Origin of the sequence: Catonella massiliensis, from assembly GCF_016651435.1 — a bacterium.
Lineage (GTDB): Bacteria > Bacillota > Clostridia > Lachnospirales > Lachnospiraceae > Catonella > Catonella massiliensis.
The window spans coordinates 2,064,854-2,091,764 of the sequence record NZ_JAEPRJ010000001.1 but is presented as its reverse complement, the minus strand read 5'-3'; the positions used below and the strand labels follow the sequence as shown (position 1 = coordinate 2,091,764).

Sequence of the window (26,911 nt, the reverse complement as noted above, 5' to 3'; positions counted from 1 at the left end):
CCATCTCAACTAAGGTCAAGTTACAAAGGGCGCAGGGCGGATGCCTTGGCACCAGGAGCCGAAGAAGGACGTGATAAGCTGCGAAAAGCTGCGGGGAGGAGCAAATATCCTTTGATCCGCAGGTATCCGAATGGGGAAACCCGGCAGAAAGAACTTCTGTCACCGTATGATGAATCCATAGTCATACGGAGGGAACCCGGCGAACTGAAACATCTAAGTAGCCGGAGGAAGAGGAAGAAACATCGAATCCCTAAGTAGTGGCGAGCGAAAGGGGACGAAGCCCAAACCAAGGATTTATCCTTGGGGTTGAGGACCACGTACGAAGAAGCAGTAGGTAGCAGAACGGTTTTGGGAAAGCCGGCCATAGAGAGTGAAAGCCTCGTATGCGAAACAGACTGTGATTCAGTGGTATCCGGAGTACTACGGGACACGAGAAACCCCGTAGGAAGCAGGGGGGACCACCCCCCAAGGCGAAATACTACCTGGTGACCGATAGAGTATAGTACCGTGAGGGAAAGGTGAAAAGAACCCCGGGAGGGGAGTGAAAGAGAACCTGAAACCCTGTGTCTACAAGCTGCGGAAGAGCGACTAACGCTCGACCGTGTACTTTTTGTAGAACGGTCCGGCGAGTTGCCGTTGCTGGCAGGTTAAGTACTTAAGGTACGGAGCCGAAGGGAAACCAAGTCTTAATAGGGCGGTAAGTCAGTAACGGCAGACCCGAAACCGGGTGACCTACCCATGGCCAGGATGAAGTCTGCGTAAAAGTGGATGGAGGTCCGAACACACGTCTGTTGAAAAAGGCGGTGATGAGCTGTGGGTAGCGGAGAAATTCCAATCGAACTCGGAGATAGCTGGTTCTCCCAGAAATAGCTTTAGGGCTAGCCTCGGTATAGTCTAATGGAGGTAGAGCACTGAATCGCTGCGGGGGCGTCAAAGTCTACCAATGCGTATCAAACTCCGAATGCCATATAGATGTTTACCGGGAGTCAGACTGTATGAGATAAGTCGGACAGTCAAAAGGGAAACAGCCCAGACCATCTGCTAAGGTCCCAAAGTGTATGTTAAGTGGTAAAGGATGTGGGGTTTCGAAGACAACTAGGATGTTGGCTCAGAAGCAGCCATTCATTCAAAGAGTGCGTAATAGCTCACTAGTCGAGAGGTCCTGCGCCGAAAATGTCCGGGGCTGAAACATAACACCGAAGCAATGGAATATACCGTAAGGTATGTTGGTAGGGGAGCATTGATAACACGAAGAAGCGGTACCGTAAGGAGCCGTGGAGAGTTATCAAGAGAGAATGCCGGAATGAGTAGCGAGATGAAGGTGAGAATCCTTCAGGCCGTATATCCAAGGTTTCCAGGGTAAAGCTGATCTTCCCTGGGGAAGTCGGGACCTAAGCTCAGGCTGAGAAGCGTAGGCGATGGACAACTGGTTGATATTCCAGTACCTCTGGCTATCAGAAATGTGGGGACACGGAGATTCAGGGAGTGCCTGTAAAGGATTCAGGTGCAAGCATGGTTTATGCCGGGCAGGCAAATCCGTCCGGGTAAGTGGACTGTGTGATGCGGACCGAAATATAAGTAGGGAAGCTCCTGGGAGAGCCGTCGAGAAAAGCCGCTATTGTGTAGTCAGAGCCCGTACCGTAAACCGACACAGGTGGATGGGGAGAGTATCCCAAGGCCGGCGGGAGAAGCATTGTTAAGGAACTCGGCAAAATGGCCCCGTAAGTTCGCGATAAGGGGTGCCTGTAGAGATACAGGCCGCAGAGAATAGGCTCAAGCAACTGTTTAGCAAAAACACAGGTCTATGCGAAACCGTAAGGTGATGTATATGGGCTGACGCCTGCCCGGTGCTGGAAGGTTACGGGGAGTGCTTAGGAGTAATCCGAAGGTACGAACTTAAGCCCCAGTAAACGGCGGCCGTAACTATAACGGTCCTAAGGTAGCGAAATTCCTTGTCGGGTAAGTTCCGACCCGCACGAAAGGCGTAATGATTTGAGCGCTGCCTCAAAAATGCACCCGGTGACATTGAAGTACCAGTGAAGATGCTGGATACCTGCCCCAAGACGGAAAGACCCCATGGAGCTTTACTCCATCTTGGTACTGGGATTAGATATATGATGTACAGGATAGGTGGGAGACTAAGAAGCAGGGACGCCAGTTTCTGCGGAGTCAATGTTGGGATACCACCCTTCGTGTATCTGGTTTCTAACCTTTGCCCGTTATCCGGGCAGGGGACAATGCCAGGAGGGGAGTTTGACTGGGGCGGTCGCCTCCGAAAGTGTATCGGAGGCGCTCAAAGGTTCCCTCAGAATGGTTGGAAACCATTCGCAGAGTGTAAAGGCAGAAGGGAGCTTGACTGCGACACCGACGGGTGGAGCAGGTACGAAAGTAGGACTTAGTGATCCGGTGGTATGTAAGTGGGAATGCCATCGCTCAACGGATAAAAGCTACCCTGGGGATAACAGGCTTATCACTCCCAAGAGTTCACATCGACGGAGTGGTTTGGCACCTCGATGTCGGCTCATCGCATCCTGGGGCTGTAGTAGGTCCCAAGGGTTGGGCTGTTCGCCCATTAAAGCGGTACGCGAGCTGGGTTCAGAACGTCGTGAGACAGTTCGGTCCCTATCTGGCGCAGGCGCAGGATATTTGAGGAGAGCCGTCCTTAGTACGAGAGGACCGGGATGGACGAACCGCTGGTAGACCAGTTGCAGTGCCAGCTGCACGGCTGGGAAGCCAAGTTTGGCAGGGATAAACGCTGAAGGCATCTAAGCGTGAAGCCCCCTCCAAGATAAGATATCCCATAGCGTAGGCTAATAAGACCCCTTAGAGAGTATGAGGTTGATAGGTCAGTGGTGTAAGCGGAGTAATCCGTGTGCCTTCTGATACTAATAGGTCGAAGGCTTGACCAAAGTAAAGGAAAGATGTTGATTCGGTTGCAGTTTTGAAGATATATGAAAAAGGGGCTGTCACATTAACAAAATAAAGAATGTTAGTGTGCAGCTCCTTTTTTTATTTGACAGGATATTTCTCCGAAATTACCTGTCAAATCTATCGTAATTGTTAATAATCTGTATGAAATTATCTATCTAGACCTGCTTTAGTGGAACAATAGCTAGAGTCTTACCTAAAGGGGCAAGAACCTTTAATAAAGTGTTTATCTGCGGATTAGTTGTACCCTTTTCCATCCTGGCTATAATAGGCTGCTTAACTCCGCTTAACTCCTCAAGCTTCTTCTGACTTATCCCTTGTTCAGTCCTAGCCTTTATCAACTCTCCGATAAGCGCCACTCTTAAATCGCTTTCAGCTATTTCATCGGGAGTCAAAAAAGTATCTATAAATTCCAATGAATCACATCCAATGGCATCTGTTTTACGAGCTTTAATATCGTCAATATTTTTTTTTGCCTTTTCTATGGCATCAAGACACTCTTTATTTCTTTTCATTTTTAAAATTCCTTTCAATATAATCATGCATAAGGCTTTTTGCTTTTTCAATTTCACCTATTGGAGTTTTCTGAGTCTTCTTAATATAGTGAGATAGCAGAATAAATTGACTGCCATCATAAGCAAAAAACAGAATTCTATTGCGAATAGGGCGCAACTCCCATATTTCCCCTCCCTCCCCACCAACTATAATACTTTAAAGTTATTAAACTGTCAAGTACTTTAAAGTTACTAAACAAGATACTTTATTAAAATTAACAAAATCACACTTATATTTGATGAATATTTTAAATTGTGCTATTATAGTTGTGGTTGTATTGATTTAGTTACCATAGAATGATTTAAGTATCGAAAGATGATGTGTTCTCATATAAGTGGCTTTCATTATATAAGTTTAATTTATGCGCTTATATCAGAGAATATAGTAGAATCTTGTGTTTTGAACAAATAACAATGGAGGAGATTGACATGAAGAAAAATTTAGCTTTATTATTATGTGCGGGTTTATCACTAACACTCTTTGCCTGCGGTGGAAATAACTCAAAGTCAAGTTCTGCTGCAAACACTACTTCTGTAGAAAATAACAGTAAGACATCAAAAGGAACAGCTTCCCCAAGTGCTTCATCTACGGGAAATAATAGTTCGGATAAAATAAACGGTAGTAATAGTACAGGAAGCGAAAGTTCAGGTACAGCAAGTAATGGCTCTGATACAGGGAGTACATCTGAAAATGATATTTCTGGTGTCAAACTAACTGAGCTCTTAGACAAAATATGTAAAGATACCAAGGTTCCTATGAATGAAATCTTTGAACTAAATAAAGAGAATTTTGAAATTTACAGTTTTATCAAGTGGACAGATGGGATAGAGGCAGCCTGCTCAGAGGGGCAGATATCTACTGATGCACATTCTCTGGTGCTTATAAGGGCAAATGGAGCAGATACCAAGACTATGGCTCTTGACATAGCTGCTAAGGCTGACCCTAGAAAATGGATATGCGTAGGAGCAGAGGTAGGGAAGGTATTGTACACAGATAAATACGTTCTTATGGTTATGACCTACAAAGATGCGTACGAAGGTATCAATTCAAACTTTGAAAAGCTGGTAGGTGTAAAAGTTCAGACAATAGATATGAAAAAGTCCGGCAATTTGGAATAATAGAGAGGAAGTTAAATGGAACTAAAGAAAACAAAGCAGCCTATTATGGGGATTGCGGCTCTTCTGATTATTCTCTACCACCTATTTCCGGTTTCAAGAAGCAGTGATGTGGTTAGCGGTGTAATCAGGTTCATAGTGATGACAGGCTATATTGGAGTTGATATTTTCTTTTTTATGACAGGTTATATGGCTTATTATTCTGATACCGGCAACTATTTTAGTTATATAAAAAGGAAGTTCCTGCATATATATCCTATATTTATTTTTTGTTGCATTCTCTATGTAATAATGGGTAAACTTAGTATAACAAAGGCGGTTCTCACAGTTTTTGGAATTGAGTTTATCTTAAATGGCGGTGGCTCGATGATTTGGTTCATTCCTGCCATTATGATATTTTATCTTGCCGTGCCATTTTATCTAAAACTTGTTAGAAAGATGAATAATCTAAAACTGCTTATAATCAGCCTTGCTATCTGGTCAGGAATAATGCTTGCACTTGAAAACTTCACTGATAATCACAGCTTAAACATTTTTTTATGCAGGCTTCCTATTATTTTACTTGGCCTTTTTTTAGCAGGATACGAGGGAAAATGGAGGGTAAATATAAAAGCTGGTGTTGGAGTTGTGCTGCTTGTTGCGGGTATTGCATTGAATTATAACTTTGGATATATGATAAAGCTGGCCTTTCCTATAAGCGATATATTCTATGTGACAGCAATCCCTTATGTGATGGGGATTATCCTTTGTGCAGATACCTTATTTACCAGGATGAAATCCTATATTTTTAGTGCTCTGGGTAAGGTGTCTCTGGAGCTATACTGTTTACAAATGGTATTTGGAAGCCTGATATTTGGAAGAGCCATTCGCTATGTAAATAGCAGTCTCGTGGCATTTTTTATAGTATTTGCCATTATTTTCATCTTATCAAAACTAATCCATACTGACAATAAAAGTGCATTTTCATTTACAAAGCACTGAAATTCTGATAAAATAATAAGATACCGGTGCCAAAAGTATTTGGCACCCTATGATACAGCAGTGTAACTGTTTTGCCCGCAGTTTACCTCGATAATATTTGTAATCAGCTTATTTTTACAATGGCTGCTTACTCATATTTTGGGCTCATATTGCACTATAGTAACTATACACATATAAGATTAAGGAGGCATAGTCATGATTAAAATAAAAACAGATACCCACACTCATACCCTGGCATCCGGTCACGCCTACTCCACCATAGAGGAGAATCTTAAGGCGGCAAAAGAACAAGGGCTTGAGTTAGTTGGAATTACCGACCACTTCAGCTCTTTTTTTGTGCCTTCAACAGACTTTGCCTGCTTTGGATTTTTTATAAATAAAAAGGCTCTGCCTGAGGTATGGCATGGGGTTAGGCTCCTCTTTGGTGCAGAGGTGGATATAGTAGACCTTAAGGGGAATTTATTTGGACACGACCTTTACATCCCATATCCAAATAAAAACGGAGTTAAGCTAACCTATGAAGAGGGGATATTAAACCGCCTTGACTACCTCATTGCAAGTGTTCACTTTAAGGATTTTGCAGTAGGCTCTACCGTGGTAGAAAATACAGAGCTCTACATCAAAGCACTTGAGCATGAAAATGTGAAAATACTTGGACATATTGGGCGTTCAGGTCTTGAATTTGACATTGACGAGGTTGTAAAAGCCGCTAAGTCCTTGAATAAGATGATAGAGATAAATGAGGCTTCTTTTGGACATGGTGAAGCCGTACAGGAGAGATGTCTTAAGATTGCCCTTGCCTGTGCTAAGTATGGCACTAAAATTGCAGTAAACAGTGATGCTCACAGTTCTTTCGAGATAGGAAAGTTTCCGAACACCGAGAACTTTCTTGATGAAATAGACTTCCCTGTTGAACTGATTGGAAATAGGGATGCAGAGACGTTTTTGAGCATGATAGGAATTTAGTATTGAAGATATACTAGGCTTTTACTATGAGTGGAGGTACTTGACATTGCTTTAGAATATTCCTGAATTATAAAAAGGGGGTTTAGACTACCGATGTAGAACAATATATTTAATTCAATTTTATTAGCTCGTTATTAATTTGTTAACAGGAGAATGTATGAAAGATAGAAAATTTAAGACTAATAGGGAGTTAGTTTGGCATTTTCTAAGGGGGAGTAAGGCATATTTTATAATTGCCATAGTCTGTATTTCCCTTATGAATCTGCTGGCGCTAATAGTACCAAGAGTAATCAGCTATACTGTTGATACCTTGATTACAGGTAAGGAGAGTGACCTGCCTGCATTTATTGTGGATGCTATAGAGAGCATAGGCGGATCTGCTTATATTAGGGAGCATCTCTATCTGATAGCAGTATTTCTGATGGTAATAGGGGCTTTATCTGCCCTGTGTAACTATCTATACAGATATTACAATAACAAGGGTGCGGAAACTTTGGTGGAAACGATGAGAAATGAGATATTTGCACATATTGCAAGGCTTCCATTCTCATGGCACACAAAGAACCAGACAGGAGATATAATCCAGCGCTGTACCTCTGATGTAGATGCAGTTAAAAACTTTGTTTCAGGACAGCTTACGGAAGTTTTTAGAGTAGTTTTGATGGTTGCATTTTCGCTTTATTTTATGTTTACCATCAATGTAAAGCTGGCTCTGATTGCAGTTATTCTTATACCAATAAACATAGCTTATTCTGCATACGGTCATAAAAGAATGGGCAAAATCTTTGAAGAGGCAGATGTGGAAGAGGGTAAGCTGTCTGCCGTAGTACAGGAAAATCTGACAGGAGTCAGAGTTGTGAGGGCTTTTGGAAGGGAGCTTTTTGAAAAGGAAAGATTTGAAAAGCAGAACCATGATTACTGGAAGATGTGGATAAGATTGGACTGGGTACTGGCATGGTTCTGGTCTATAGGTACACTTTTACTAAACCTTCAGACTATGATAGTGGTTGTGCTAGGTGCAGTATACGCAGTTAGGGGGGAAATGCTTGCAGGTGAATATATTGCATTTTTCTCGTATAATATCATGCTTGCTTGGCCTATAAGGCTTCTTGGAAGACTGATATCAGGCCTTAGCCGCAGTGAAATAGCAACAGATAGAATAAGGTACATTATGGATTCTGAGCCTGAGAAGGACGAGGGCAAGAAGCTTAAGCCCGATATGACGGGAGACATAGTATTTAACAATGTGAGCTTTGCTTACGATGAAAGTAAGGAGATTGTTAAGGATGTGTCATTTAGGATAAAGGGAGGTACCACAGTAGGCATACTTGGAGGTACAGGCTCAGGCAAGTCTACCCTTATGCACCTTCTAAACAGGCTTTATGAGCTTCCTAAGGAGAATGGAAGCATTACTATCTCAGGAGTTGATATAAAGGATATTGAAGTAGGTTATCTTCGTGAAAATGTAGGAATGGTGCTTCAAGAGCCTTATCTTTTCTCGAGGACCTTGGCTGAGAATATAGCTCTTGGCGGGGGAAATGCAGAGATAGAAGATATAAAGGAGGCGGCAGGTACAGCAAGCCTCTTAGAGACGATAGAGAGCTTCAAGGAAGGCTTTGAGACTACAGTAGGAGAAAGAGGAGTTACCCTTTCAGGGGGACAGAAGCAAAGAACAGCCATAGCTCGTATGCTTATAGGGAAATCTCCTATCATGGTATTTGATGATTCTCTTTCTGCTGTGGATGCGGAAACTGATGCCAAGATAAGAAAGGGGCTTATGGAAAAGGGAAAGAATAGTACGGTAATCATTATTTCCCATAGAATCACTACCCTGATGGCAGCTGACAATATTCTTGTTCTTGACAAGGGAAGACTGGTAGAATCAGGTACTCATGACGAACTTATTAAGAATACCGGTATTTACAGAAAAATCTATGATATACAGTCTGTAGCCCTTAACTATGAAGAGTAGGAGGAAGTATGCAGGATAAAACGACGATAAAATTCCTGCCCTGGTTTGGCATACCAAAGCTTTGGCCATATTTCAGGGCATATAGAAAAGACATGATAATAATGTTTGTGACTGGGGCTATTGCAACCCTTGGTGAAATAGTTTTTCCTCTATTTAATCAGTTTGCAATAAATAATTTCATAGGAAAGAAAGAATTAGACGGTCTTGGAAGATTCATAGTCCTATACCTGATTGCCATAGCCATACAGATATCAATGGATTTTGTTTCGGCCTATGTAGCTTCAAACATAGAAATAAGTGTTGCTAGAGACCTCAGGAATTCAAGCTTTAATCACTTGCAAACCCTTTCGTTTTCGTACTTTAACCAGAATAATGTAGGCTATATACATGCAAGGGTAATGAGTGATACGGCAAGAATAGGCTCGATTGCAGCTTGGTACTTCTTTGACCTATTGTGGTCTACAACCTATGTAGTAGGTGCTTTTGTGGTAATGTTTAGCTTAAATGCAAAGCTTGCCCTTTTGATAGCGGCCATTGTGCCTGTTGCAGCTATAATAGTAGCTGTATTCCAAAAGAATATCATCCATCTTAACAGGGAAGTAAGGGAGATAAACTCTACAATTACGGGCAATTTCAATGAGGGAATAACCGGCGCAAAGGAGATAAAGACACTTGTTGCTGAGGAGAGAATGAAGGAGAATTTTAACAGGGATTCTCTTAATATGAAGAGGAAATCTGTAAGAGCTGCTCATTTTTCAGCACTTTCAACTTCCCTTGTTTCTCTAGTAGGCTCGCTCATAATTGCCGTAGTACTTATGCAGGCAAGTGTGCTAACCATCGAGGGAGTTATGCTAATCGGTACTCTGTCTGTATTTATGTCCTATGTACAGGGGATAATAGACCCGATTAGAAACATTACCCTTACCTTTGCAGACCTAATTGCATCTTCTGTAAATATTGAGAGATTTACGGGGCTTATGGCAACAGAGTCTGATGTGGCAGACAGCAGGGAGGTTGTAGAGAAATACGGAGATATATTCAATCCTAAAAAGGAAAACTGGGAAGAACTTCATGGTGATATTGAATTTAAGGATGTGACTTTTAAGTATCCTGACGGAGATGAGTATGTGCTTGAGCACTTCAACCTAAAGGTGCCTCAGGGAACCAATGTAGCCATAGTAGGAGAGACGGGGGCAGGTAAATCTACCCTTGTGAATCTGGTCTGCCGCTTCTTTGAGCCTACAAAGGGGCAGGTGCTTATAGACGGAAAGGATGCAAAGGAGCGTTCAGGACAGTGGCTTCACTCAAACATAGGTTATGTACTCCAGTCGCCTCATCTTTTCTCAGGAACAATAAGGGAGAACTTAAAGTATGGCAAGCCTGACGCTACAGATGAAGAGATAATGGCTGCCCTTGAATTAGTTTCTGCTACAGCGGTAGTAGAGAAGATGGAAAAAGGGCTTGACAGTGAGGTTGGAGAGGGCGGTGACCTGCTTTCTACTGGCGAAAAGCAACTCATATCATTTGCAAGAGCGATAATTGCAAAGCCGAAGATTCTGGTTTTAGATGAGGCAACATCTTCGATTGATACAGTCACAGAGAAGATAATTCAGGATGCCATAGAAAAGGTAATCACAGGCAGGACTTCATTTGTAATCGCGCACAGGCTCTCAACCATAGTAAATGCAGATGTAATCCTTGTGGTAAAGGACGGAAAGATTATAGAACAGGGAAGACATAAGGACCTTATGAGACAGAAGGGCTATTACTTTGGACTATTTACCAGACAGTTTGAGAACAGTGTGGTGGATGAGATGGAGTAAAATGGCTGCGCCTCATATTTTTGGCGGAATAAAACGACAATAAGCCGTTTACAAGCAAGCTTGTAACGGCTTTTATCGTTTTATTCCTTGTATTTTATATGATATTCCTTATGCCTTCGCATATCCTTCTGGCTACAAGAGGGTTATTCATTGTATAGAGATGAATTCCTTCTATGTCGCTTACAAGGAGATCGATGATTTGGCTTAGTGCATAGGACATTCCTGCATCAAAAAGTGCTTCTTTGTTATCTTCGTATCTGTGGATGATTTTCTCAAAGCGGGCAGGGAAGGCAACACCGCACATCGTTATCATTCTCTTTATCTGAGCAGCATTGATTACAGGCATTATACCGGGTATTACAGGGACATTGATATCTGCAACCCTGCAGTATTCCTGAAAGCGTAGGAAGATATCGTTGTCAAAGAACAACTGGGATAAAAGCACTTCTGCTCCGGCATTCACCTTTGTCTTTAAGTGCCTTATTTCATTTATCACACCGCCTGATTCAGGATGGCATTCAGGATAGCAGGCACCTAAGAAACAGAAATCCCATTTTTCCTTCATATAAGCGATGAGGTCTGAGGCGTGTGAAAAGTCATTTTTTTCAGGGAAATTTGGATTTTTATCGCCTCTTAGTGCAAGTACATTTTCAAGTCCTGCCTCAGAGAGTACCTTAGCAAATTCATCAATCTCAGCCTTATTGTAGTGGAGGGAGGTAAGATGAACAACAGGCTCTACATGGTACTCGTGCTTTATCTTCTTTGCCAGTTCTATGGTGCGGTTGCAGTTTGAACTGCCACCGGCACCAAAGGTTACACTTATATAATCGGGCTCAAGTTCACAAAGAACAGCCAGAGTCTCATCTATGTTACTTAGCTCGCTATCCTTTTTAGGTGGAAATATTTCAAAGGATAGAACCTTTTTATCTTTTTTATCTTTGTAAACCTGGGAAACTTTCATGCATTATGCCTCATTCCTAATTATTTTTGCTGCTGCCACCATGTTCTTCAGGCTTGCTTCTGTCTCAGGAATTCCTCTGGTCTTTAATCCGCAGTCAGGATTTACCCAGAGCTTATCCCTGTCAATCTTAGTAAGCATTGTATGAAGGGTAGCAACAATTTCCTCTACAGAAGGTACTCTAGGTGAGTGAATATCATATACACCAGGACCTACCTCTGTTTCAAAGTTATGTTCTTTTAATGATGTAAGTATCTGTAAGTCTGAGCGGGAAGCCTCGAAGGTGATAACGTCCGCATCCATATTGTCAATAGCAGGGATAATGTCTGTGAACTCGCTATAGCACATATGTGTATGAATCTGAGTTTCAGGTCTTACGCCACTATGTGTGAGACGGAAAGCAGGTATAGCAAAGTCAAGATATTCCTTCTGCCAGTCAGATTTTCTAAGTGGAAGCTTCTCTCTAAGAGCTGCCTCGTCAATCTGAATGATCTTGATTCCGTTTTTCTCCAAGTCAAGAACCTCATCTCTGATTGCAAGTGCTATCTGAGAAATGGACTCCTTGATTGATATATCCTCTCTTGGGAATGACCAGTTAAGTATGGTAACAGGTCCTGTAAGCATTCCCTTCATGATTCTCTTTGTAAGTGACTGAGCATATACAGACCATTCTACTGTGATAGCTTTCTTTCTGTATACATCGCCCCAGATTACAGGTGGCTTAACACATCTTGTACCATAAGACTGTACCCAAGCCTTCTCTGTGAAGAGGAAGCCGCCAAGAGCCTCACCAAAGTACTCAACCATGTCGTTACGCTCAAATTCTCCATGAACAAGAACATCTATATCGATGTCTTCCTGGAATTTTACACAGTCAGCAATCTGCTTTTTGTTAAACTCTTTGTATTCAGCCTCTGTAATTTCGCCCTTTCTAAAAGCTGAACGGTTTGCCTTTACCTCTCTGGTCTGTGGGAAAGAACCGATGGTAGTTGTTGGGAATTCAGGAAGACCAAACTCCTTTTTCTGTAATGCCTGACGAGTCTTACGCTCAGGGCTTCTTGTATAATCACTGTCTGTAACCTGAGAAAGTCTCTTGTGAACCTCTTCGCTATAGCAGTCTCTCTCTCCTGCAAAAAGCTTAGCATTTGCCTGATAAGCTGCTTCGTTCTTATAGTCAGCATTTTCTGCAAGAGCCTTAAGCTCATTAAGCTCTACAAGCTTTTCTTCAGCAAATGCAAAGTATGAAAGGTAGTTTGCTGATAACTTGGTCTCGTGCTTTGTTGTATAAGGAACGTGTAAGAGTGAACAGGAGGTAGATAAAACGCAGTTTATGCCCTTTTCCTGTAATTTAGCAAGGCTCTGCAAAGTCTTCTCGTAGTTATTTCTCCAGATGTTCTTTCCATTTACAAGTCCTGCAAATAAAAGCTTATCCTGTGGGAAACCATACTTTTCAACAAGAGCGAAAGTCTCTTTTCCCTCTACGAAATCAAGACCGATTCCGTCAAATGGAAGCTTAATTAAGTCGCTGTAAATGTCTCTTACGTCTCCAAAATATGTCTGAGCTAATACCTTAACATTGTTCTTTGAAGAAAGAAGAGCTGAATAAATCTTATTAAATAATGCGATATCTTCACTATCTGTATCTCTTACAAGAGCAGGCTCATCAAACTGTACCCAGCTTATTCCAGCTTCTTCAGCCTTCTTAAGGTAGCTCTGATATGCACTGATTAAAGCATCAACAAAATCATTTGAAGATTTTTTGCCTGTAAAGCGGCATAATTTAAGCAAGGTGTAAGCACCGATTACTATGGACTTAGTCTCTACATTAAGAGCCTTTGCCTCGTTATAATGCTCAAATGGCTTGTTGCCTAAAAGCCTTATTTCTGTATCATCCTCAACCTCAGGCACAATGTAGTGATAGTTAGTGTTAAACCATTTTCTCATTGCAAGAGCCTTTACATCTCCTGACTCTCCCTGATAACCACGAGCCATAGCAAAATAGGTATCAAGCTCAGATAGGTTAAGCTCCTTATAACGCTTAGGAACTATGCCAAATAATATTGCGGTATCAAGCAAGATATCGTAGAATGAAAAATCATTACTTGAGATAAAGTCAATTCCTGCCTCTTTCTGAGTATTCCAGTGAATTTTTCTAAGCTCCTTACCTTTGGTTAAGAGCTCGTCTGCTGTGATTTCTTTCTTAAAATATTTTTCGCTAGCGAACTTTAATTCGCGTAAAGTACCGATTCTAGGAAATCCGATTACTGATGTTTTCATACTGTCCTCCAACTCATATTCATAATTTATCTGTAAAACTAGGTCTATTATAAGGGGTGTTGGCTTCTTTGTATAATACATATAAACATAGGAATGTTATAGAAATTATTTATATCAATTTAAAATGCAATCTTTTTAACTATTGCAGAATTTAATGATACAAGTGTTAAAAGCACAAAAAATCGATTGGGGATTGCTTGCAAGAGAATATATTATCTTTTGACGCTGCATCATTTAACAAGAAGGTATCTTGCTTTACAGGATTCACCGCCTGAGGCTGACCGCGCAAGCGACATCAGCTTATCAGCCACAGTGCTACCTCTCGCAGAGTTTTATTTGATAGGAAATTTTGGAGAATTTCCTATCAAATAAAAAAGACAGCTTCTCTGACAGAAATATTTATCAGAGAAACTGCCTTAATATAAGGTAAAACATTGAGTAACAAAATTTTAATTTACAATATTTTCACTATATTTAATTCCTTATCAAGCAGCAATAAATCCGCATAAGCACCCGGTTTTATTACACCTGCTTTGTCGCCAAGACCTATACTCTTTGCAGGGTTGGTGGAAGCCATTTTAACTGCTGACTTAAGAGGAATGCCTAATTCAACCACATTCTTAAAGCAGGTAAAAAGGTCAGTACAGGAGCCTGCAATAGTACCATTTTCAAGGGTAGCCTTGTTTCCTGTCTTATTTACCTTCTGTCCTCCAAGAGAATAGGTACCATCCTCCATACCTGTAGCCTCCATAGAATCACTTATAAGGATGATTCTATCCTCACCAAAGAGACGGAAGGTGCTCCTTATCATGCAAGGATGGATATGCACCTTATCACAGATGAGCTCAGCCATAACTCCGGTATTTTCAAAGGCTGCTCCTACTATGCCCGGTTCTCTGTGATTGAAGGCAGGCATTGCGTTAAAGAGGTGGGTTACATGGTTGGCCCCATTCTTAAATGCCGCATCTGCCTGCTCATAGTTGGCATCAGAATGACCAACTGAGATGGAAACTTCATTTGCAAGCTCTTTAATGAAGAGGTTAGCACCCTCAGTCTCAGGAGCAAGGGTTACAAGGCGGATATTGCCTCCGCTTACTTCATTGAGCCTTCTAAAGACTTCGACATCAGAATTCATTATATATTTAGGATTCTGAGCTCCCATCTTTTTAGGAGAAATGAAAGGTCCTTCCATATTGATACCAAGCGCCCTTGCGTGCTTTTTCTCAGGCGTAAAATCTTTGATTGTGGCAAATATACCTGTAAGGCGTTCCTCTGAAAGAGTCATTGAGGTTGGGCAAAATGCTGTTACACCTTTACTTTTCTCAAACTCAGCTATCTTGTAGAGCCCGTCAAGGTCAGCATCGCAGAAGTCATGTCCTACTGCACCGTGCGTATGTACATCCACAAGTCCCGGTATTACATAAAGCCCATCAGCGTCAATGACTTCGCAGTCCTCAGGTGCCTTATCGGTAATGAACTCACCTTCCACATAGATGTCTCTTTTTTCAAAGTCACCATTTTCGTTATATACTAAACCATTTTTAATTATCATGATATTCTCCGTATTGCTTTGCCAATATTAACTTTTTATACGATATTATTCAAAAAGAAGTTTATGACAAGCTATATAAATCTATTCATTACTTACCAATATGCTTTGCAATAAGAGCATAAGCAGCCTCATCAGCAACTATAGTTACATTGCTGTGGAACTGGAGGGCAGAAGCAGGAACCTCAGGAGTTACAGGACCGTAAAGTGCCTTACAGAGCGCATCTGCTTTCTTCTCGCCAGAAGCAATAAGTAAAATGTGCTTAGCAGAGAATATGCTTCCTACACCCATAGAATAAGCAAACTTAGGTACCTCATCGATGGAATTAAAAAGCCTTGAGTTAGCATTTATTGTACTCTCTGTAAGGCTTACCTTATGAGTTCCCTTTGCAAAAGAAGAGTCAGGCTCGTTGAAACCTATATGTCCGTTTTCGCCAAGTCCAAGCAGCTGCAAATCAATAGGACCACGGCTTCTAATAACCTCATCATATCTTGCACATTCCTTAGCCTCATCAGTCTCCATTCCGTTTGGAAGGAAGACATTTTCCATATTTATATTTACATGGTTAAAAAGGTTATCCCTCATAAAATAAGCATAACTCTGATTGTGGTCAGCAGAAAGCCCCACATACTCATCAAGATTTATTGAAGTGATTTCAGAAAAATCTAAATCACCCTTCTTATAGCCTTCTACAAGTAACTTATAAGCCCCAATTGGTGATGAACCTGTAGCAAGACCAAGCACTGAATCAGGCTTCATTACAACCTGAGCAGCTATTATGTTTGCAGCCTTTCTACTCATTTCCTCATAGTTTTTAGTAACAATTACCCTCATAAAACCCTCCTAATTATAAAATAAATGATGCAAGTGACAAGGTAAGAATATATAAGAATATAATCAACTTTTATTACCTGCATCATCTTAGTTTTTATGTCCTATAGCATAAACTTTGAAATATCCTTATACGTAGATAAGTATACCCCTTTGCAGTTATAAAAGCAATCTAAATCAGCGCCTACTCATCATTTAATATAGAACTGATTATTTCCTCTGTCTGCATACCTCTTGAACCTTTAACTACGATAGCATCACCTTTTGTTAAGAGGGATTTAAGATAATTAGAGGCTTCTACATTGGTAGAAAAATGCTTTGTGACAGGATTGGTATCAAGGCTTTCAGAGTTTAGAGCAAGTCCTATCTGCTCACTGTCTTTGCCGACTGTTATCAGGTAATCAATTCTACCTTCAGGGTTTTCTTCGTTGTGGGTTTTTATATATTCGCCGACTTTGTAATGTTCACTCTCAGCGTATTCACCAAGCTCAAGTACATCAGCAAATACTACAAACCGCCTGTGTATAGGCTCTTTGCCGCCACGCATTTCCCCAATAATCTGAACAGAAGCCTTCATAGAGTCAGGGCTTGCATTATAGGTATCATCAATTATGGTAATGCCGTTTGTCTTGATAATGTTTCCTCTACCTGAAAGTGGTTCATACGCGGCAAGTCCAAGCTTTGACACTGAAGGAGAGATGCCAAGCTTTAGTGCCACAGCAGTTGCAGCCAGTGCATTTCTTACATTATGAAGTCCCAGAGTTTTTAGATGAATCTGCTCAGTGAGAGGCTTACCGTCTTCATCCTTATAATTTGCCACAAAATCGGTGCCACTGTCGGATATAGTGATGGATGAAGCGTAAAAATCAGCCTCTTTACTTATACCGTAGGTCACAACGTGCTTGACCTTAGCAGGCCTGAATTCGCTATTTTCAGGTACCACCTTAGAAAGGAGCTCATCGTCAGCATTTACAAATAGTACACTATCCTCCGTAAAACAATCTGTAATGTGGAGCTTTTCTTTTAGGATATTTTCCTTTGAGCCTAGATTGCCGATATGGGCAGTGCCTACATTGGTAAATATTGCATGGGTTGGCCTGCCTGCATCTGCAAGTTTTTCCATTTCGTGGAATTCACTTATGCCCATTTCTATAATGGCGGCCTCATTACAAGGTTCGAGTCCAAACAAGGTTAAGGGAAGTCCTATGGTAGAGTTGGCATTTCCCTTAGTCTTGTGGACATTAATCGAGGAGAGGGCAGCTGCCACCATTTCCTTTGTGGTGGTCTTGCCGACACTTCCGGTTATTCCAATGAAAGGGATATTAAATTTCTCGCGAAACCAACGGCCTGTGTCAAGGAGGGCGGCTTCAGTATCGTCTACCTCGATGGCCGCGGCATCTCCGATATCAGCAGGAAGTTCGTGCCCCTTTTTTATAAAGAAAGCCTTAGCACCATCCTTTACCACCTGAGGGATGAATTTGTGGGCGTCTACCCTTTCTCCGATTATAGGCACAAAAAGTGCATTCTTAAAGGGAAGGCTGTGGGTTTCCCTGGAATTTGTAAAGAAGCCGTTTATTTCGGTGTCGCCGTTTCCGTTTAACAGTTTTCCGTTAGCGGCCTTTAATATGTCATTTACGGTAACTTGCATAAATACTCCTTATCTAGATTGTAATGCTGCCACTAAAGACAGTTTCACAAGGGCCTGTCATAAATATGTGGTCTGTATTTCTATCGTATTTTATAATCAAATCTCCTCCAAGGAGATGAACCCTCACCTCATCATCAGCAAGACCATTCAACATAGCGGCGTAGGCCGAGGCACAGGCACCGGTACCACAGGCAAGGGTTTCGCCTGAACCACGCTCCCAGACACGCATTTCAATTTCATTCCTGCTTATTACCTTTATAAATTCGGTGTTGGTACGATTTGGAAATATTTTGTTAAATTCAAACTTTGGGCCTATAACAGGTAAATCAAGGCTCTTTGTGTCATCTACAAAGGTGACTGCGTGAGGATTTCCCATTGAAATGCAGGTGAGGTACCAGTCTTTGCCGTCTACATTTACAGCCTCATTTATAAACTTATCCTTATCAGATATGACAGGGATTTCGCTAGGGGTAAGGATTGGTCTTCCCATATCTACAGTTGCAGAGGCTACCTTACCATCTTTAACCGTGAGCTTTAGTATTCTAATGCAGTTTTCGGGAATAATTCCTGCTGCCTCTTCTTCCTTAGTACGGACTCCGGTTTCAATGCGGACTTCCTCATTTTTTGTGAGGCCAAAGTCATATACATATTTTCCTACACAGCGGATGCCGTTGCCACACATTTCAGCCTCAGAGCCGTCTGCGTTAAATATCCTCATCCTAAAATCAGCCACAGTAGAAGGGCAGATAAGGATGATGCCGTCACTGCCGATTCCCGTATGCCTGTCTGAGAGTTTAATAGATACTTCAGCAGGATTTTCAAGTTCATTTTTAGTGCAGTCGATGTAGAGATAGTCGTTTTTACAACCATGCATCTTTGTAAAGTTAATTTTTTTCTGATTATCTACCATAATTCCTCCGCTGGTTTTATTGTTATATTTTTATTTATTTGATATACTTTAAATGTTGTCGCACTCCCAATCTGACAGCAGAAGGGAGGTGATTGCTTGCTACAAATAATTCTACAGATAATTGTCTCCGTTACGGCAGATTTGGCTAGCTACCTTATTTGCAAATGGCTAGACGGAGATAAAAGCGACAATTAGCCTAGTACTAAAGTTTACTCAACTATAAAGAGAAGAACCCCTAAGATGTCGCAGCTCTTAGGGGTTCGTTTTTGCTTGCTTAATTCTACAAATAACTAGCTAGGAATAATTATAAAATAATTCCATTAATTTGTCAAACCATAAAAAAATGAGTCTTATTTTATAAGAAAATATAAAGAAGTATTCATATTGAAAACTAATAAAAACTATGATATTCTTAAGTAGAACTTATTATAAAGGCTCTAAGCAACTATTGACAAGGCTTTGACATGAATAAACGGAGGATGACATGGTTTCAATTGGTGAAGTATTATCGGCTAAAACTTATCCGGGCAGAGGAATTGTTGTGGGAAAAAGTAAGGACGGCAAAAAGGCAATGACTGCTTACTTTATTATGGGAAGAAGTGAAAACAGCAGGAATAGGATATTTGTGGAAGAGGGCGAGGGAATTAGGACAGAGGCCTTCGATGAAACCAAGCTTTCAGACCCAAGTCTTATCATATATTCACCTGTCAAGGTAATTGAAAAGAAAACCATAATTACCAATGGAGACCAGACGGATACAGTTTATGATTATATGACAGCAGGCAAATGTTTCAATTCGGCCCTTATGAGCAGGGAATTTGAGCCGGATGCGCCAAACTACACACCTAGAATATCAGCCTTAGTAGATGTAAGTGAAAAGTCACTTCACTTAAGGATGAGTATACTTAAGAGTGATGACGGCAATCCTGACTGTTGCAACAGATATTTTTATGATTATAGTAGTCTTCCAGCGGGTGAAGGTAGATTCATTCACACCTATAAAGAAGACATAGAGCCTCTTCCAAGCTTTGAAGGTGAACCTGCTAAGGTAAGTCTTTGTGGAAGTATAGATGAATTTACTGAGAGTATTTGGAAGAGCCTAAATGAAGCTAATAAAGTGTCATTGTTTACAAGGTTTATAGATATAGAAACCGGAGAATATGAGACTAGAATAGTAAATAAGAATCAGGCTAATTAGCATAAGTACAAAGAAAAAATCTTGTATAATCAAGCGAGTAATTTGATAGATAACCTGACTTAGCTGTAATCGGTATGTAGATGGAGCTAAATATTAGGCAGATATTGATAGATATAGGTGAAAATTATAAGGAGAGTGCATTATGAATGAAATGGAGCTAAAGTACGGCTGTAATCCTAATCAGAAGCCAAGCAGAATATTTATGGAAAATGGAGCAGAGCTTCCTGTTAAGGTGCTTTGTGGAAAGCCGGGATATATCAACTTTTTAGATGCATTTAACGGAATTCAGCTTGTAATGGAACTTAAGAAGGCTACAGGACTTCCTGCTGCAACCAGCTTTAAGCATGTATCTCCTGCAGGAGCTGCAATAGGAAAGCCTCTTACTGAGGATTTGAAAAAGGTTTACAGAGTAGAGGATATGGGTGAGATGAGTCTCTTAGCCTGTGCTTACGCAAGGGCAAGGGGAGCTGACAGAATGTCTTCTTTCGGTGATTTCATAGCGCTTTCTGATGTATGTGATGCTGATACCGCAATGATAATCAAAAAAGAAGTTTCAGACGGTATCATAGCACCTGGATATACAGCAGAAGCCCTTGAGATACTAAAGCAGAAGAAAAAAGGAAATTATAATATTATAGAAATAGATGAAAACTACAAGCCTGAACCTATAGAGAAAAAGCAGGTCTTTGGAATAACATTTGAGCAGGGCAGGAATGAATTTAAGATAGATGATGAGCTTTTTAAGAACATAGTAAGTGAGAATAAAAATCTTCCTAAAGAAGCTCTCGATGATCTCATTGTTGCTATGATTACACTTAAATACACTCAATCAAACTCCGTCTGCTATGCAAAAGACGGACAGGCTATAGGTATAGGAGCAGGGCAGCAGAGCCGTATTCACTGTACTAGGCTTGCCGGAAGTAAGGCTGATGTATGGTGGCTTAGACAGGCGCCACAGACTCTTAATCTTAAGTTTCGTGAAGGACTGGGAAGAGCTGATGTGGACAATGCCATTGACCTTTATGTAGGGGATGAGAGCGAGGACCTCTTAAGAGACGGTGTATGGGGGAATTTCTTTGAGGTAAAGCCTCCTGTATTTACAAGGGAGGAAAAGAGAGAGTGGCTTAATAAAAATGAAAATGTAGCCCTTGCATCTGATGCATTCTTCCCATTTGGAGATAATATTGAGAGGGCCCATAAGAGTGGAGTGAAGTATATTGCCGAACCTGGCGGCTCAGTAAGAGATGACAGCGTAATAGAAACGTGCAATAAGTACGATATGGTACTTTGCTTTACCGGAATGAGACTTTTCCACCATTAAACGTGAGAGTTAGCGAAAACTCTGAAGTATAGTACTAAAATAAATTCTTATGTAAATAAGTTTGTGCGGAATTTTTATACTTATGATATTTATGCTATAAAAAACTGCCCAGTCAGCCTATAAACACAAAAGCAGTTAGAAATGCTGTGTTGTAGCCGGATTGTGGCAGTTTGTTTTGCTTCACCCGTAATTCACTTCTATTCTTTTAATCGCTGATAAGCTTCTCAAGAATTTCCTGAATAGCCCTGCTAGCTCATTCATTTAACTAAACCTAATGTTAGAACTTAGACTTGCAAAGCAGCAACTGCATCTTTAGAAAGCCCTGTATACCTCATTATAAGCTCAGCGGATAGCCCCTCTTCAAGCATGGTTTTGGCAATCTTTAGTTTTTCATTTTTAGCACCGCGTTTTTCGCTTTCCCTCTTTTCATCACTAATAAGCTTCTCAAGAATCTCATTCATAGTCCTACTACCTCCTTCGCTTGATTTTAATCTTGACTTTAGTTCACTAGTTACAGGAAACTCATCACTGTTGTAAGCATCATTCTCAGTAAAAAGCTTCATTAGCCTTGCAGGCTTAGAACCATCATAATTAACAGTATTAACAAATATCTCAGTAAGACCATCCTCAATCACCTGACCTGTTTCCCTAACTACCTTGTCTATGTGGTAGAGAGGAAGTCCACCGTTAAATATATCAAATTTAGATATAAATACAATACAGACATCAGGTATAAACTCAAACTTTTTACCTGTTTCGGATATGTTAGTGGTTAATACAGCAGCGTTGTAGCGAACTCTTTTTAGATGATTATCATCATCTGCCTTTTGCACCTCAATGTTAATCTGCCTTCCATCACCTGTTACACACTTAGCATCTAATATCACAGAACGCCCGGTTAGATTCTTTCCCTGCCATTGAGGAATAGCATCTAAAACAGTCAGCTCATCATCTTCAAGGATGACTCTTAAAATCTCCTCGCAGAACTCTCTGTGTTCTGCCATCTTGCAAAACATCAAATCATCAATGGGATTCAGCAACTTTACATACTTTTCAAATTTCTTATCAGCCCGCATATAGTCCTTTCTTTCATTGGATTTGCTATAATGCCTCCATGGCTATTATAGCAGATGAAGTTAAAATATTAAATAGATTTTCCTGCTAAGTAAGACTTAGATACTCAGGATACGCTAAAGTCTAAGGTAGCTACAATAATCAGAACTGCTTAATGCTAGATATCGGGGAACTGAACACTTTTTGCTGTGATTATTGGGGAGAAAAGGCGCAATCAGTATAGACAGATATCAAATACATATTTCACACAAATCATTATAGCTAAGAAATACTGCTTAGTGACTATTGTAATTCACCACGACAAGAAGTATTATATATGAAATCCAAATAAAAAACAACGGCAAAATGCACAAAGTTTCAGAGAAAAAGTGTACAAAATAACCAAAAAGCAAGTGTAGAGTGTACACATACAACAAAAATAGAAGACTTAGATAAGAATAAATCTAAACTTAAACCTAAACCTAAACTCTGCATCCCACAGCATAGAATAATAAATTCTAAGCGAGCGCATCAGGCGTAGCGAAGCGGATGCCGTAGCGAGTCTGAAATTTATTATTCTAGGCGTAACTAGGGTGGCAAACATAAAATCATTGCACAAAGTGAAAGTATCAGAGGTAATGAAGCATATAGCGTAGCTAGTCTGAAATTTATTATTCTAGGCGTGACTTATTTGTGCTGAATGTGATATACTGATACAGGTTTTAAGCAAAACAACAAAGTTTCACAATATAATTTTAGGAGAAATTAATGTATTACAAGATTAGAAATACCTTAGAAGCAATAAGAGCAGAAGAAATATTTGATGGAGAAGAATGCTATGTAGCAGTAGTTAGTCCCGAAGAGTGGACAAGAGATAAAGAAAAATTTAATATGGGAATCGACCTCGAGTTCGAGATAGAAAACCTATTTATGACAAAAGCAGAAGTCAATTATGACTCGCTGACGGGAAGCTTTATTATACCGGATAGGTCAGACTTACTTGAAAGCAGCAATAGATTTGCCTTTGCCCTTGATGAAAGAGGAATTGTATTTATAGACCATGACGGCTACGCTGCCTCGCTCGTAAAAAGAATTGCAGCCACTAAAAAATGGCGCTACCCGGGACTTGAAAGATTCATATACGATTTCCTGGAGACAATAATTAGCGGCGACTTAAATATGCTTGAAAGATACGAGGATGAAATTACTATTATAGAAGACAGGATACTTGAGGGGAATCTTACTGGCGAACTTGAAAGAAATAACGAAATTAGAGGGGAACTTCTGAAACTAAAAATGTACTATGAACAGCTGATTGACCTGGGACAGGAGCTTGCAGAAAATGAAAACGACTTCTTCATGTCAGATAACCTGCGATTCTTTGAGCTTTTCACAGCCAGGGTCACAAGACTCCAAGGCTTAGTGTCTACTCTTAAAGAATATACCATGCAGGTTAGAGAACTTTACCAGTCAGAGCTTTCAGTAAAGCAAAACCGCATAATGACAGTATTAACAGTGGTTACGACCATTATTATGCCACTGACTCTTGTTACAGGCTGGTATGGAATGAACTTTAAGTACATGCCGGAGCTGGATTCGCCACTTGCATATCCCATTGTAATTGGAGTGGTTATACTTATGGCAGTAAGTGGAATAATATATTTCAAGAAGAAAAAATGGCTATAAATGGCTAAGCTAATGAAAAATCACAAAACTATCGAAATCCGGTAGAATAAATGATATAATGATACAGGTGTCAAAAGTATAAAATTCGCTTGGGGCTAACTTGAGGGAGAATTTATTATCTTTTGACGCACAAGATATGGTGAAATAGCATTTTTGTAAAAAACTTAGCTTTTGAAAGGAAAATTAAAATGATTCAGGCAAGCAACATTACTTTGAGACTTGGTAAAAAGGCACTTTTTGAAGATGTAAATATCAAGTTTACAGAAGGCAACTGTTATGGACTTATTGGAGCAAATGGAACAGGTAAATCTACCTTCCTTAGGATATTATCGGGGCAGTTAGAGCCTACCACAGGCGAAGTTATTATAACTCCGGGGCAGAGACTTTCATTTCTGCAGCAGGATCATTTTAAGTATGACGCATATCCTGTACTTGATACAGTAATCATGGGAAATAAAAGACTTTATGACATAATGAAGGAAAAAGAAGCAATCTATGCTAAAGAAGACTTTACAGATGAAGACGGTATAAGAGCAAGTGAACTGGAGGGAGAATTCGCTACAATGAATGGCTGGGAGGCAGAATCTGATGCGGCTACCCTTCTTAACGGACTTGGCATAGATACAGAGTATCATTATATGATGATGAGCGAGATAGAGGCATCTAAAAAGGTTAAGATTCTTCTTGCGCAGGCACTCTTTGGCAACCCTGATATCCTCCTCCTTGACGAGCCTACCAACCACCTTGACATGGATGCAATAGGCTGGCTTGAGGAGTTCCTTATCAACTTTGAAAATACCGTAATTGTAGTTTCACACGACCGTTATTTCCTTAACAAGGTATGTACACATACAGCGGACATTGACTATGGCAAGATTCAGCTTTACGCAGGAAACTATGACTTCTGGTATGAGTCCAGCCAGCTTATGATTCGTCAGCAGAAGGAAGCAAATAAAAAGAAAGAAGAAAAAATCAAAGAACTTCAGGAATTTATACAGAGATTCTCTGCTAACGCAAGTAAGTCTAAGCAGGCTACAAGTAGAAAGAGGGCTTTGGAGAAGATTGAGCTTGATGACATTAAGCCATCCAGCCGTAAATATCCTTATATAGATTTCCGTCCTGCAAGAGAGATTGGTAATGAAGTACTTACAGTTAGCGGAATATCTAAGACAGTTGACGGCGTAAAGGTACTTGACAATATCTCCTTTGTTGTAGGAAGGGAAGACAAGATAGCCTTCGTAGGCCCAAATGTAAAAGCTATATCCACTTTATTTAAGATACTTGCAGGAGAAATGGAACCTGATGAGGGTGATTATAAGTGGGGAGTAACCACTACTCAGGGCTATTTCCCTAAGGACAATACGGAGCTTTTCAAGGGAAATGAGAATATTACTGAGTTCCTCTTGCCATTTTCACCTGAAAAAGATGCAACCTATGTAAGAAACTTCCTAGGGCGTATGCTTTTCCCGGGAGATGCAGGTATAAAGCAGGTTAAGGTTCTCTCCGGTGGTGAGAGAGTTAGAGTTCTTCTTTCTAAGATGATGATAATGGCTACAAATGTCCTCATCCTTGATGAGCCTACCAACCACCTTGATATGGAAGCCATTACCTCATTAAATAACGCAGTAATCAAGTTCCCGGGAGTTGTACTCTTTACCTCTCAGGACCACCAGTTCATACAGACTATTGCAAACAGAATTATAGAAATTACACCACACGGCCTCATTGATAAGGTAAGTACCTATGATGAGTATCTTGAAAATGATGAGATGGCAAGAAAGCGCCAGATTATGACTATTTCAGAAGAAGAGCTTGCTGAAAATGAGGGTAGTGAAGAAGAGTAAACGGGGGTAGCAATGCTATGAAGTATGATTTTGTCTCGATTATTGACAGAAAAGGAAAAGATGCGCTGGCTGTAGACCTGATTCCAATGTTTTTGGAAGGAGAGAATCCTGTTAAGGTAAGAGAAGGCTTTGATATGATACCTATGTGGGTTGCGGATATGAATTTCCCTGTACTTCCCACTATTACGGATGCGATTATAGAGAGGGCAAAGCATCCTACCTTTGGCTATTTTGAGATAAGGGATGAGTATTATGACAGCATAATCAGATGGCAGTATATAAGAAACGGTGTAAAGGGAATTAAGAAAGAATACATAGGATATGAAAATGGAGTCCTGGGAGGGGTTGCGACTGCGCTCCATGTATTCTGCTCACAGGGTGATAGCGTACTCGTGCATGCCCCTACCTATATAGGCTTCACCAATGTGCTGAAAAATAACGGTTATAACATTGTCCACAGCTACCTTAAAAAGGATGAAGAGGGCATCTGGCGTATGGACTTTGAGGATATGGAAAGAAAGATAGTTGAAAATAATATTCATACAGCCATTTTCTGTTCACCTCATAATCCTTCCGGCCGTGTCTGGGAAAAATGGGAGCTTGAGAAGGTAATGGAGCTTTATAAGAAGCATGATGTAATGGTTATTTCAGATGAAATCTGGTCGGATATCATACTTAGCGGATATAAGCACATACCTACCCAGACCATATCTGAGGATGCAAAGAACCGTACAGTTGCATTTTACGCGCCGTCAAAGACATTTAACCTTGCAGGACTTACAGGCAGCTATCATATCATTTATAATGACAGAATCAGACATAGAATTGAGAAAGAAGCCTCTCTTGGGCATTACAATTCGATAAATGTACTTTCAATGCATTCACTTATAGGAGCTTACAAGGATGAGGGCTATGAGTGGGTGGATGAGCTTAGAGAGGTAATAGGAGAAAATGTTAACTTTGCCTGTGACTATATAGAAACTAAGTTTAAAGGAGTGAAGGTTGCGAGACCTCAGGGTACATACATGCTCTTTATAGACTGTGAAGAATGGTGCAAAGAGAAGGGTAAGACCCTTTACGAGCTGCTTAGAATGGGATTTGAAGCAGGGGTAATCTGGCAGGACGGTAAAGCCTTTAATGGAGAGTGGAGCATAAGGATGAACCTTGCTTCACCAAAATCAAGGATAGTGGAAGCCTTTGAACGCTTAGATAAATATGTATTCAATTTTTAATGTTAGTATGAAGCTATAAAATAAATTCTCTTGCAAGCAAGCCTACAAGAGAATTTATTTTTT

The 26,911-nt window shown here is 40.5% G+C and carries 19 protein-coding genes and 1 rRNA gene; 11 read left to right on the top strand and 9 right to left on the bottom strand.

Going from position 1 to position 26,911, the window contains the following annotated elements; genetic code table 11:
• The first annotated feature begins 13 nt into the window (after nt 1-13).
• A 23S ribosomal RNA gene (locus JJN12_RS09330) occupies nt 14-2,909 on the top strand.
• 177 nt (nt 2,910-3,086) lie between these two features.
• Here JJN12_RS09330 and JJN12_RS09325 read toward each other — a convergent pair.
• Nucleotides 3,087-3,443: a helix-turn-helix domain-containing protein gene (locus tag JJN12_RS09325; RefSeq protein ID WP_208429427.1), complete on the bottom strand. Its 357-nt coding sequence runs from the start codon at nt 3,441-3,443 to the stop codon at nt 3,087-3,089.
• On the bottom strand, nt 3,430-3,609 hold the full coding sequence (locus tag JJN12_RS14630; RefSeq protein ID WP_328706818.1) for a type II toxin-antitoxin system RelE/ParE family toxin: 180 nt from the start codon (nt 3,607-3,609) through the stop codon (nt 3,430-3,432). Before JJN12_RS14630 ends, JJN12_RS09325 begins: the two co-directional genes overlap by 14 nt.
• 302 nt (nt 3,610-3,911) lie before the next feature.
• Here JJN12_RS14630 and JJN12_RS09315 point away from each other — a divergent pair, with 302 nt between their 5' ends.
• From JJN12_RS09315 to JJN12_RS09295, 5 genes are all read left to right on the top strand, one after another.
• Nucleotides 3,912-4,601 carry a hypothetical protein gene (locus tag JJN12_RS09315; protein ID WP_208429426.1) on the top strand — a complete coding sequence of 230 codons (690 nt, stop codon included), beginning with the start codon at nt 3,912-3,914 and terminating at the stop codon, nt 4,599-4,601.
• A 15-nt stretch (nt 4,602-4,616) separates the two neighbouring features.
• Nucleotides 4,617-5,579: an acyltransferase family protein gene (locus JJN12_RS09310; RefSeq protein ID WP_208429425.1), complete on the top strand. Its 963-nt coding sequence runs from the start codon at nt 4,617-4,619 to the stop codon at nt 5,577-5,579.
• 195 nt (nt 5,580-5,774) lie between these two features.
• A complete protein-coding gene (locus tag JJN12_RS09305; RefSeq protein ID WP_208429424.1) occupies nt 5,775-6,545 on the top strand; it encodes a phosphatase in 771 nt (256 codons plus the stop codon).
• 157 nt (nt 6,546-6,702) lie between these two features.
• Nucleotides 6,703-8,517, top strand: a complete 1,815-nt coding sequence (locus JJN12_RS09300) for an ABC transporter ATP-binding protein (RefSeq protein ID WP_208429423.1) — start codon at nt 6,703-6,705, stop codon at nt 8,515-8,517.
• Between the two features lie 8 nt (nt 8,518-8,525).
• A complete protein-coding gene (locus tag JJN12_RS09295) occupies nt 8,526-10,340 on the top strand; it encodes an ABC transporter ATP-binding protein (RefSeq protein ID WP_208429422.1) in 1,815 nt (604 codons plus the stop codon).
• 94 nt (nt 10,341-10,434) lie between these two features.
• Here the strand turns inward: JJN12_RS09295 and metF are convergent, their stop codons facing one another.
• From metF to dapF, 6 genes are all read right to left on the bottom strand, one after another.
• The gene (gene metF / locus JJN12_RS09290) at nt 10,435-11,301 is read right to left on the bottom strand and encodes a methylenetetrahydrofolate reductase [NAD(P)H] (RefSeq protein ID WP_208429421.1); all 867 of its coding nucleotides are present in this window, start codon (nt 11,299-11,301) and stop codon (nt 10,435-10,437) included.
• A gap of 3 nt (nt 11,302-11,304) precedes the next feature.
• On the bottom strand, nt 11,305-13,575 hold the full coding sequence (gene metE / locus JJN12_RS09285) for a 5-methyltetrahydropteroyltriglutamate--homocysteine S-methyltransferase (RefSeq protein WP_208429420.1): 2,271 nt from the start codon (nt 13,573-13,575) through the stop codon (nt 11,305-11,307).
• Nucleotides 13,576-14,029: 454 nt separating this feature from the next.
• Nucleotides 14,030-15,127 (bottom strand): N-acetylglucosamine-6-phosphate deacetylase, encoded by a 1,098-nt coding sequence (gene nagA / locus JJN12_RS09280; RefSeq protein ID WP_208429419.1) that lies wholly within the window; start codon nt 15,125-15,127, stop codon nt 14,030-14,032.
• An 88-nt stretch (nt 15,128-15,215) separates the two neighbouring features.
• Nucleotides 15,216-15,959: a glucosamine-6-phosphate deaminase gene (nagB, locus tag JJN12_RS09275; protein ID WP_208429418.1), complete on the bottom strand. Its 744-nt coding sequence runs from the start codon at nt 15,957-15,959 to the stop codon at nt 15,216-15,218.
• Between the two features lie 181 nt (nt 15,960-16,140).
• A complete protein-coding gene (locus JJN12_RS09270; protein WP_208429417.1) occupies nt 16,141-17,604 on the bottom strand; it encodes a UDP-N-acetylmuramoyl-tripeptide--D-alanyl-D-alanine ligase in 1,464 nt (487 codons plus the stop codon).
• Between the two features lie 13 nt (nt 17,605-17,617).
• The gene (gene dapF, locus JJN12_RS09265) at nt 17,618-18,493 is read right to left on the bottom strand and encodes a diaminopimelate epimerase (RefSeq protein WP_208430371.1); all 876 of its coding nucleotides are present in this window, start codon (nt 18,491-18,493) and stop codon (nt 17,618-17,620) included.
• A 505-nt stretch (nt 18,494-18,998) separates the two neighbouring features.
• Here dapF and JJN12_RS09260 point away from each other — a divergent pair.
• Both JJN12_RS09260 and JJN12_RS09255 read left to right on the top strand, forming a co-directional pair.
• Nucleotides 18,999-19,712, top strand: a complete 714-nt coding sequence (locus JJN12_RS09260) for an IMP cyclohydrolase (protein ID WP_208429416.1) — start codon at nt 18,999-19,001, stop codon at nt 19,710-19,712.
• Between the two features lie 142 nt (nt 19,713-19,854).
• A complete protein-coding gene (locus JJN12_RS09255; RefSeq protein WP_208429415.1) occupies nt 19,855-21,033 on the top strand; it encodes a phosphoribosylaminoimidazolecarboxamide formyltransferase in 1,179 nt (392 codons plus the stop codon).
• A 284-nt stretch (nt 21,034-21,317) separates the two neighbouring features.
• Here the strand turns inward: JJN12_RS09255 and JJN12_RS09250 are convergent, their stop codons facing one another.
• The gene (locus JJN12_RS09250) at nt 21,318-22,109 is read right to left on the bottom strand and encodes an Rpn family recombination-promoting nuclease/putative transposase (protein WP_208429414.1); all 792 of its coding nucleotides are present in this window, start codon (nt 22,107-22,109) and stop codon (nt 21,318-21,320) included.
• Between the two features lie 745 nt (nt 22,110-22,854).
• Here JJN12_RS09250 and JJN12_RS09245 point away from each other — a divergent pair.
• The 3 genes from JJN12_RS09245 (at nt 22,855) to JJN12_RS09235 (ending at nt 26,848) form a co-directional block, all read left to right on the top strand.
• Nucleotides 22,855-23,772: a magnesium transporter CorA family protein gene (locus JJN12_RS09245; protein WP_208429413.1), complete on the top strand. Its 918-nt coding sequence runs from the start codon at nt 22,855-22,857 to the stop codon at nt 23,770-23,772.
• A 188-nt stretch (nt 23,773-23,960) separates the two neighbouring features.
• Entirely contained in the window at nt 23,961-25,616 is a 1,656-nt protein-coding gene (locus JJN12_RS09240) for an ABC-F family ATP-binding cassette domain-containing protein (protein ID WP_208429412.1), read from the top strand.
• 17 nt (nt 25,617-25,633) lie between these two features.
• Nucleotides 25,634-26,848 (top strand): MalY/PatB family protein, encoded by a 1,215-nt coding sequence (locus JJN12_RS09235; protein WP_208429411.1) that lies wholly within the window; start codon nt 25,634-25,636, stop codon nt 26,846-26,848.
• Nucleotides 26,849-26,911 lie beyond the last annotated feature (63 nt).

Coding starts and splice junctions, on each gene's coding strand:
- metF (WP_208429421.1), bottom strand. CDS start 11,301: ATGAAAGTTTCCCAGGTTTACAAAGATAAAAAAGATAAAAAGGTTCTA.
- JJN12_RS09300 (WP_208429423.1), top strand. CDS start 6,703: ATGAAAGATAGAAAATTTAAGACTAATAGGGAGTTAGTTTGGCATTTT.
- JJN12_RS09255 (WP_208429415.1), top strand. CDS start 19,855: ATGAATGAAATGGAGCTAAAGTACGGCTGTAATCCTAATCAGAAGCCA.
- JJN12_RS09245 (WP_208429413.1), top strand. CDS start 22,855: ATGTATTACAAGATTAGAAATACCTTAGAAGCAATAAGAGCAGAAGAA.
- JJN12_RS09260 (WP_208429416.1), top strand. CDS start 18,999: ATGGTTTCAATTGGTGAAGTATTATCGGCTAAAACTTATCCGGGCAGA.
- JJN12_RS09270 (WP_208429417.1), bottom strand. CDS start 17,604: ATGCAAGTTACCGTAAATGACATATTAAAGGCCGCTAACGGAAAACTG.
- nagB (WP_208429418.1), bottom strand. CDS start 15,959: ATGAGGGTAATTGTTACTAAAAACTATGAGGAAATGAGTAGAAAGGCT.
- JJN12_RS09310 (WP_208429425.1), top strand. CDS start 4,617: ATGGAACTAAAGAAAACAAAGCAGCCTATTATGGGGATTGCGGCTCTT.
- nagA (WP_208429419.1), bottom strand. CDS start 15,127: ATGATAATTAAAAATGGTTTAGTATATAACGAAAATGGTGACTTTGAA.
- JJN12_RS09235 (WP_208429411.1), top strand. CDS start 25,634: ATGAAGTATGATTTTGTCTCGATTATTGACAGAAAAGGAAAAGATGCG.
- JJN12_RS09305 (WP_208429424.1), top strand. CDS start 5,775: ATGATTAAAATAAAAACAGATACCCACACTCATACCCTGGCATCCGGT.
- JJN12_RS09295 (WP_208429422.1), top strand. CDS start 8,526: ATGCAGGATAAAACGACGATAAAATTCCTGCCCTGGTTTGGCATACCA.
- JJN12_RS09325 (WP_208429427.1), bottom strand. CDS start 3,443: ATGAAAAGAAATAAAGAGTGTCTTGATGCCATAGAAAAGGCAAAAAAA.
- JJN12_RS09240 (WP_208429412.1), top strand. CDS start 23,961: ATGATTCAGGCAAGCAACATTACTTTGAGACTTGGTAAAAAGGCACTT.
- metE (WP_208429420.1), bottom strand. CDS start 13,575: ATGAAAACATCAGTAATCGGATTTCCTAGAATCGGTACTTTACGCGAA.
- JJN12_RS09250 (WP_208429414.1), bottom strand. CDS start 22,109: ATGCGGGCTGATAAGAAATTTGAAAAGTATGTAAAGTTGCTGAATCCC.
- JJN12_RS09315 (WP_208429426.1), top strand. CDS start 3,912: ATGAAGAAAAATTTAGCTTTATTATTATGTGCGGGTTTATCACTAACA.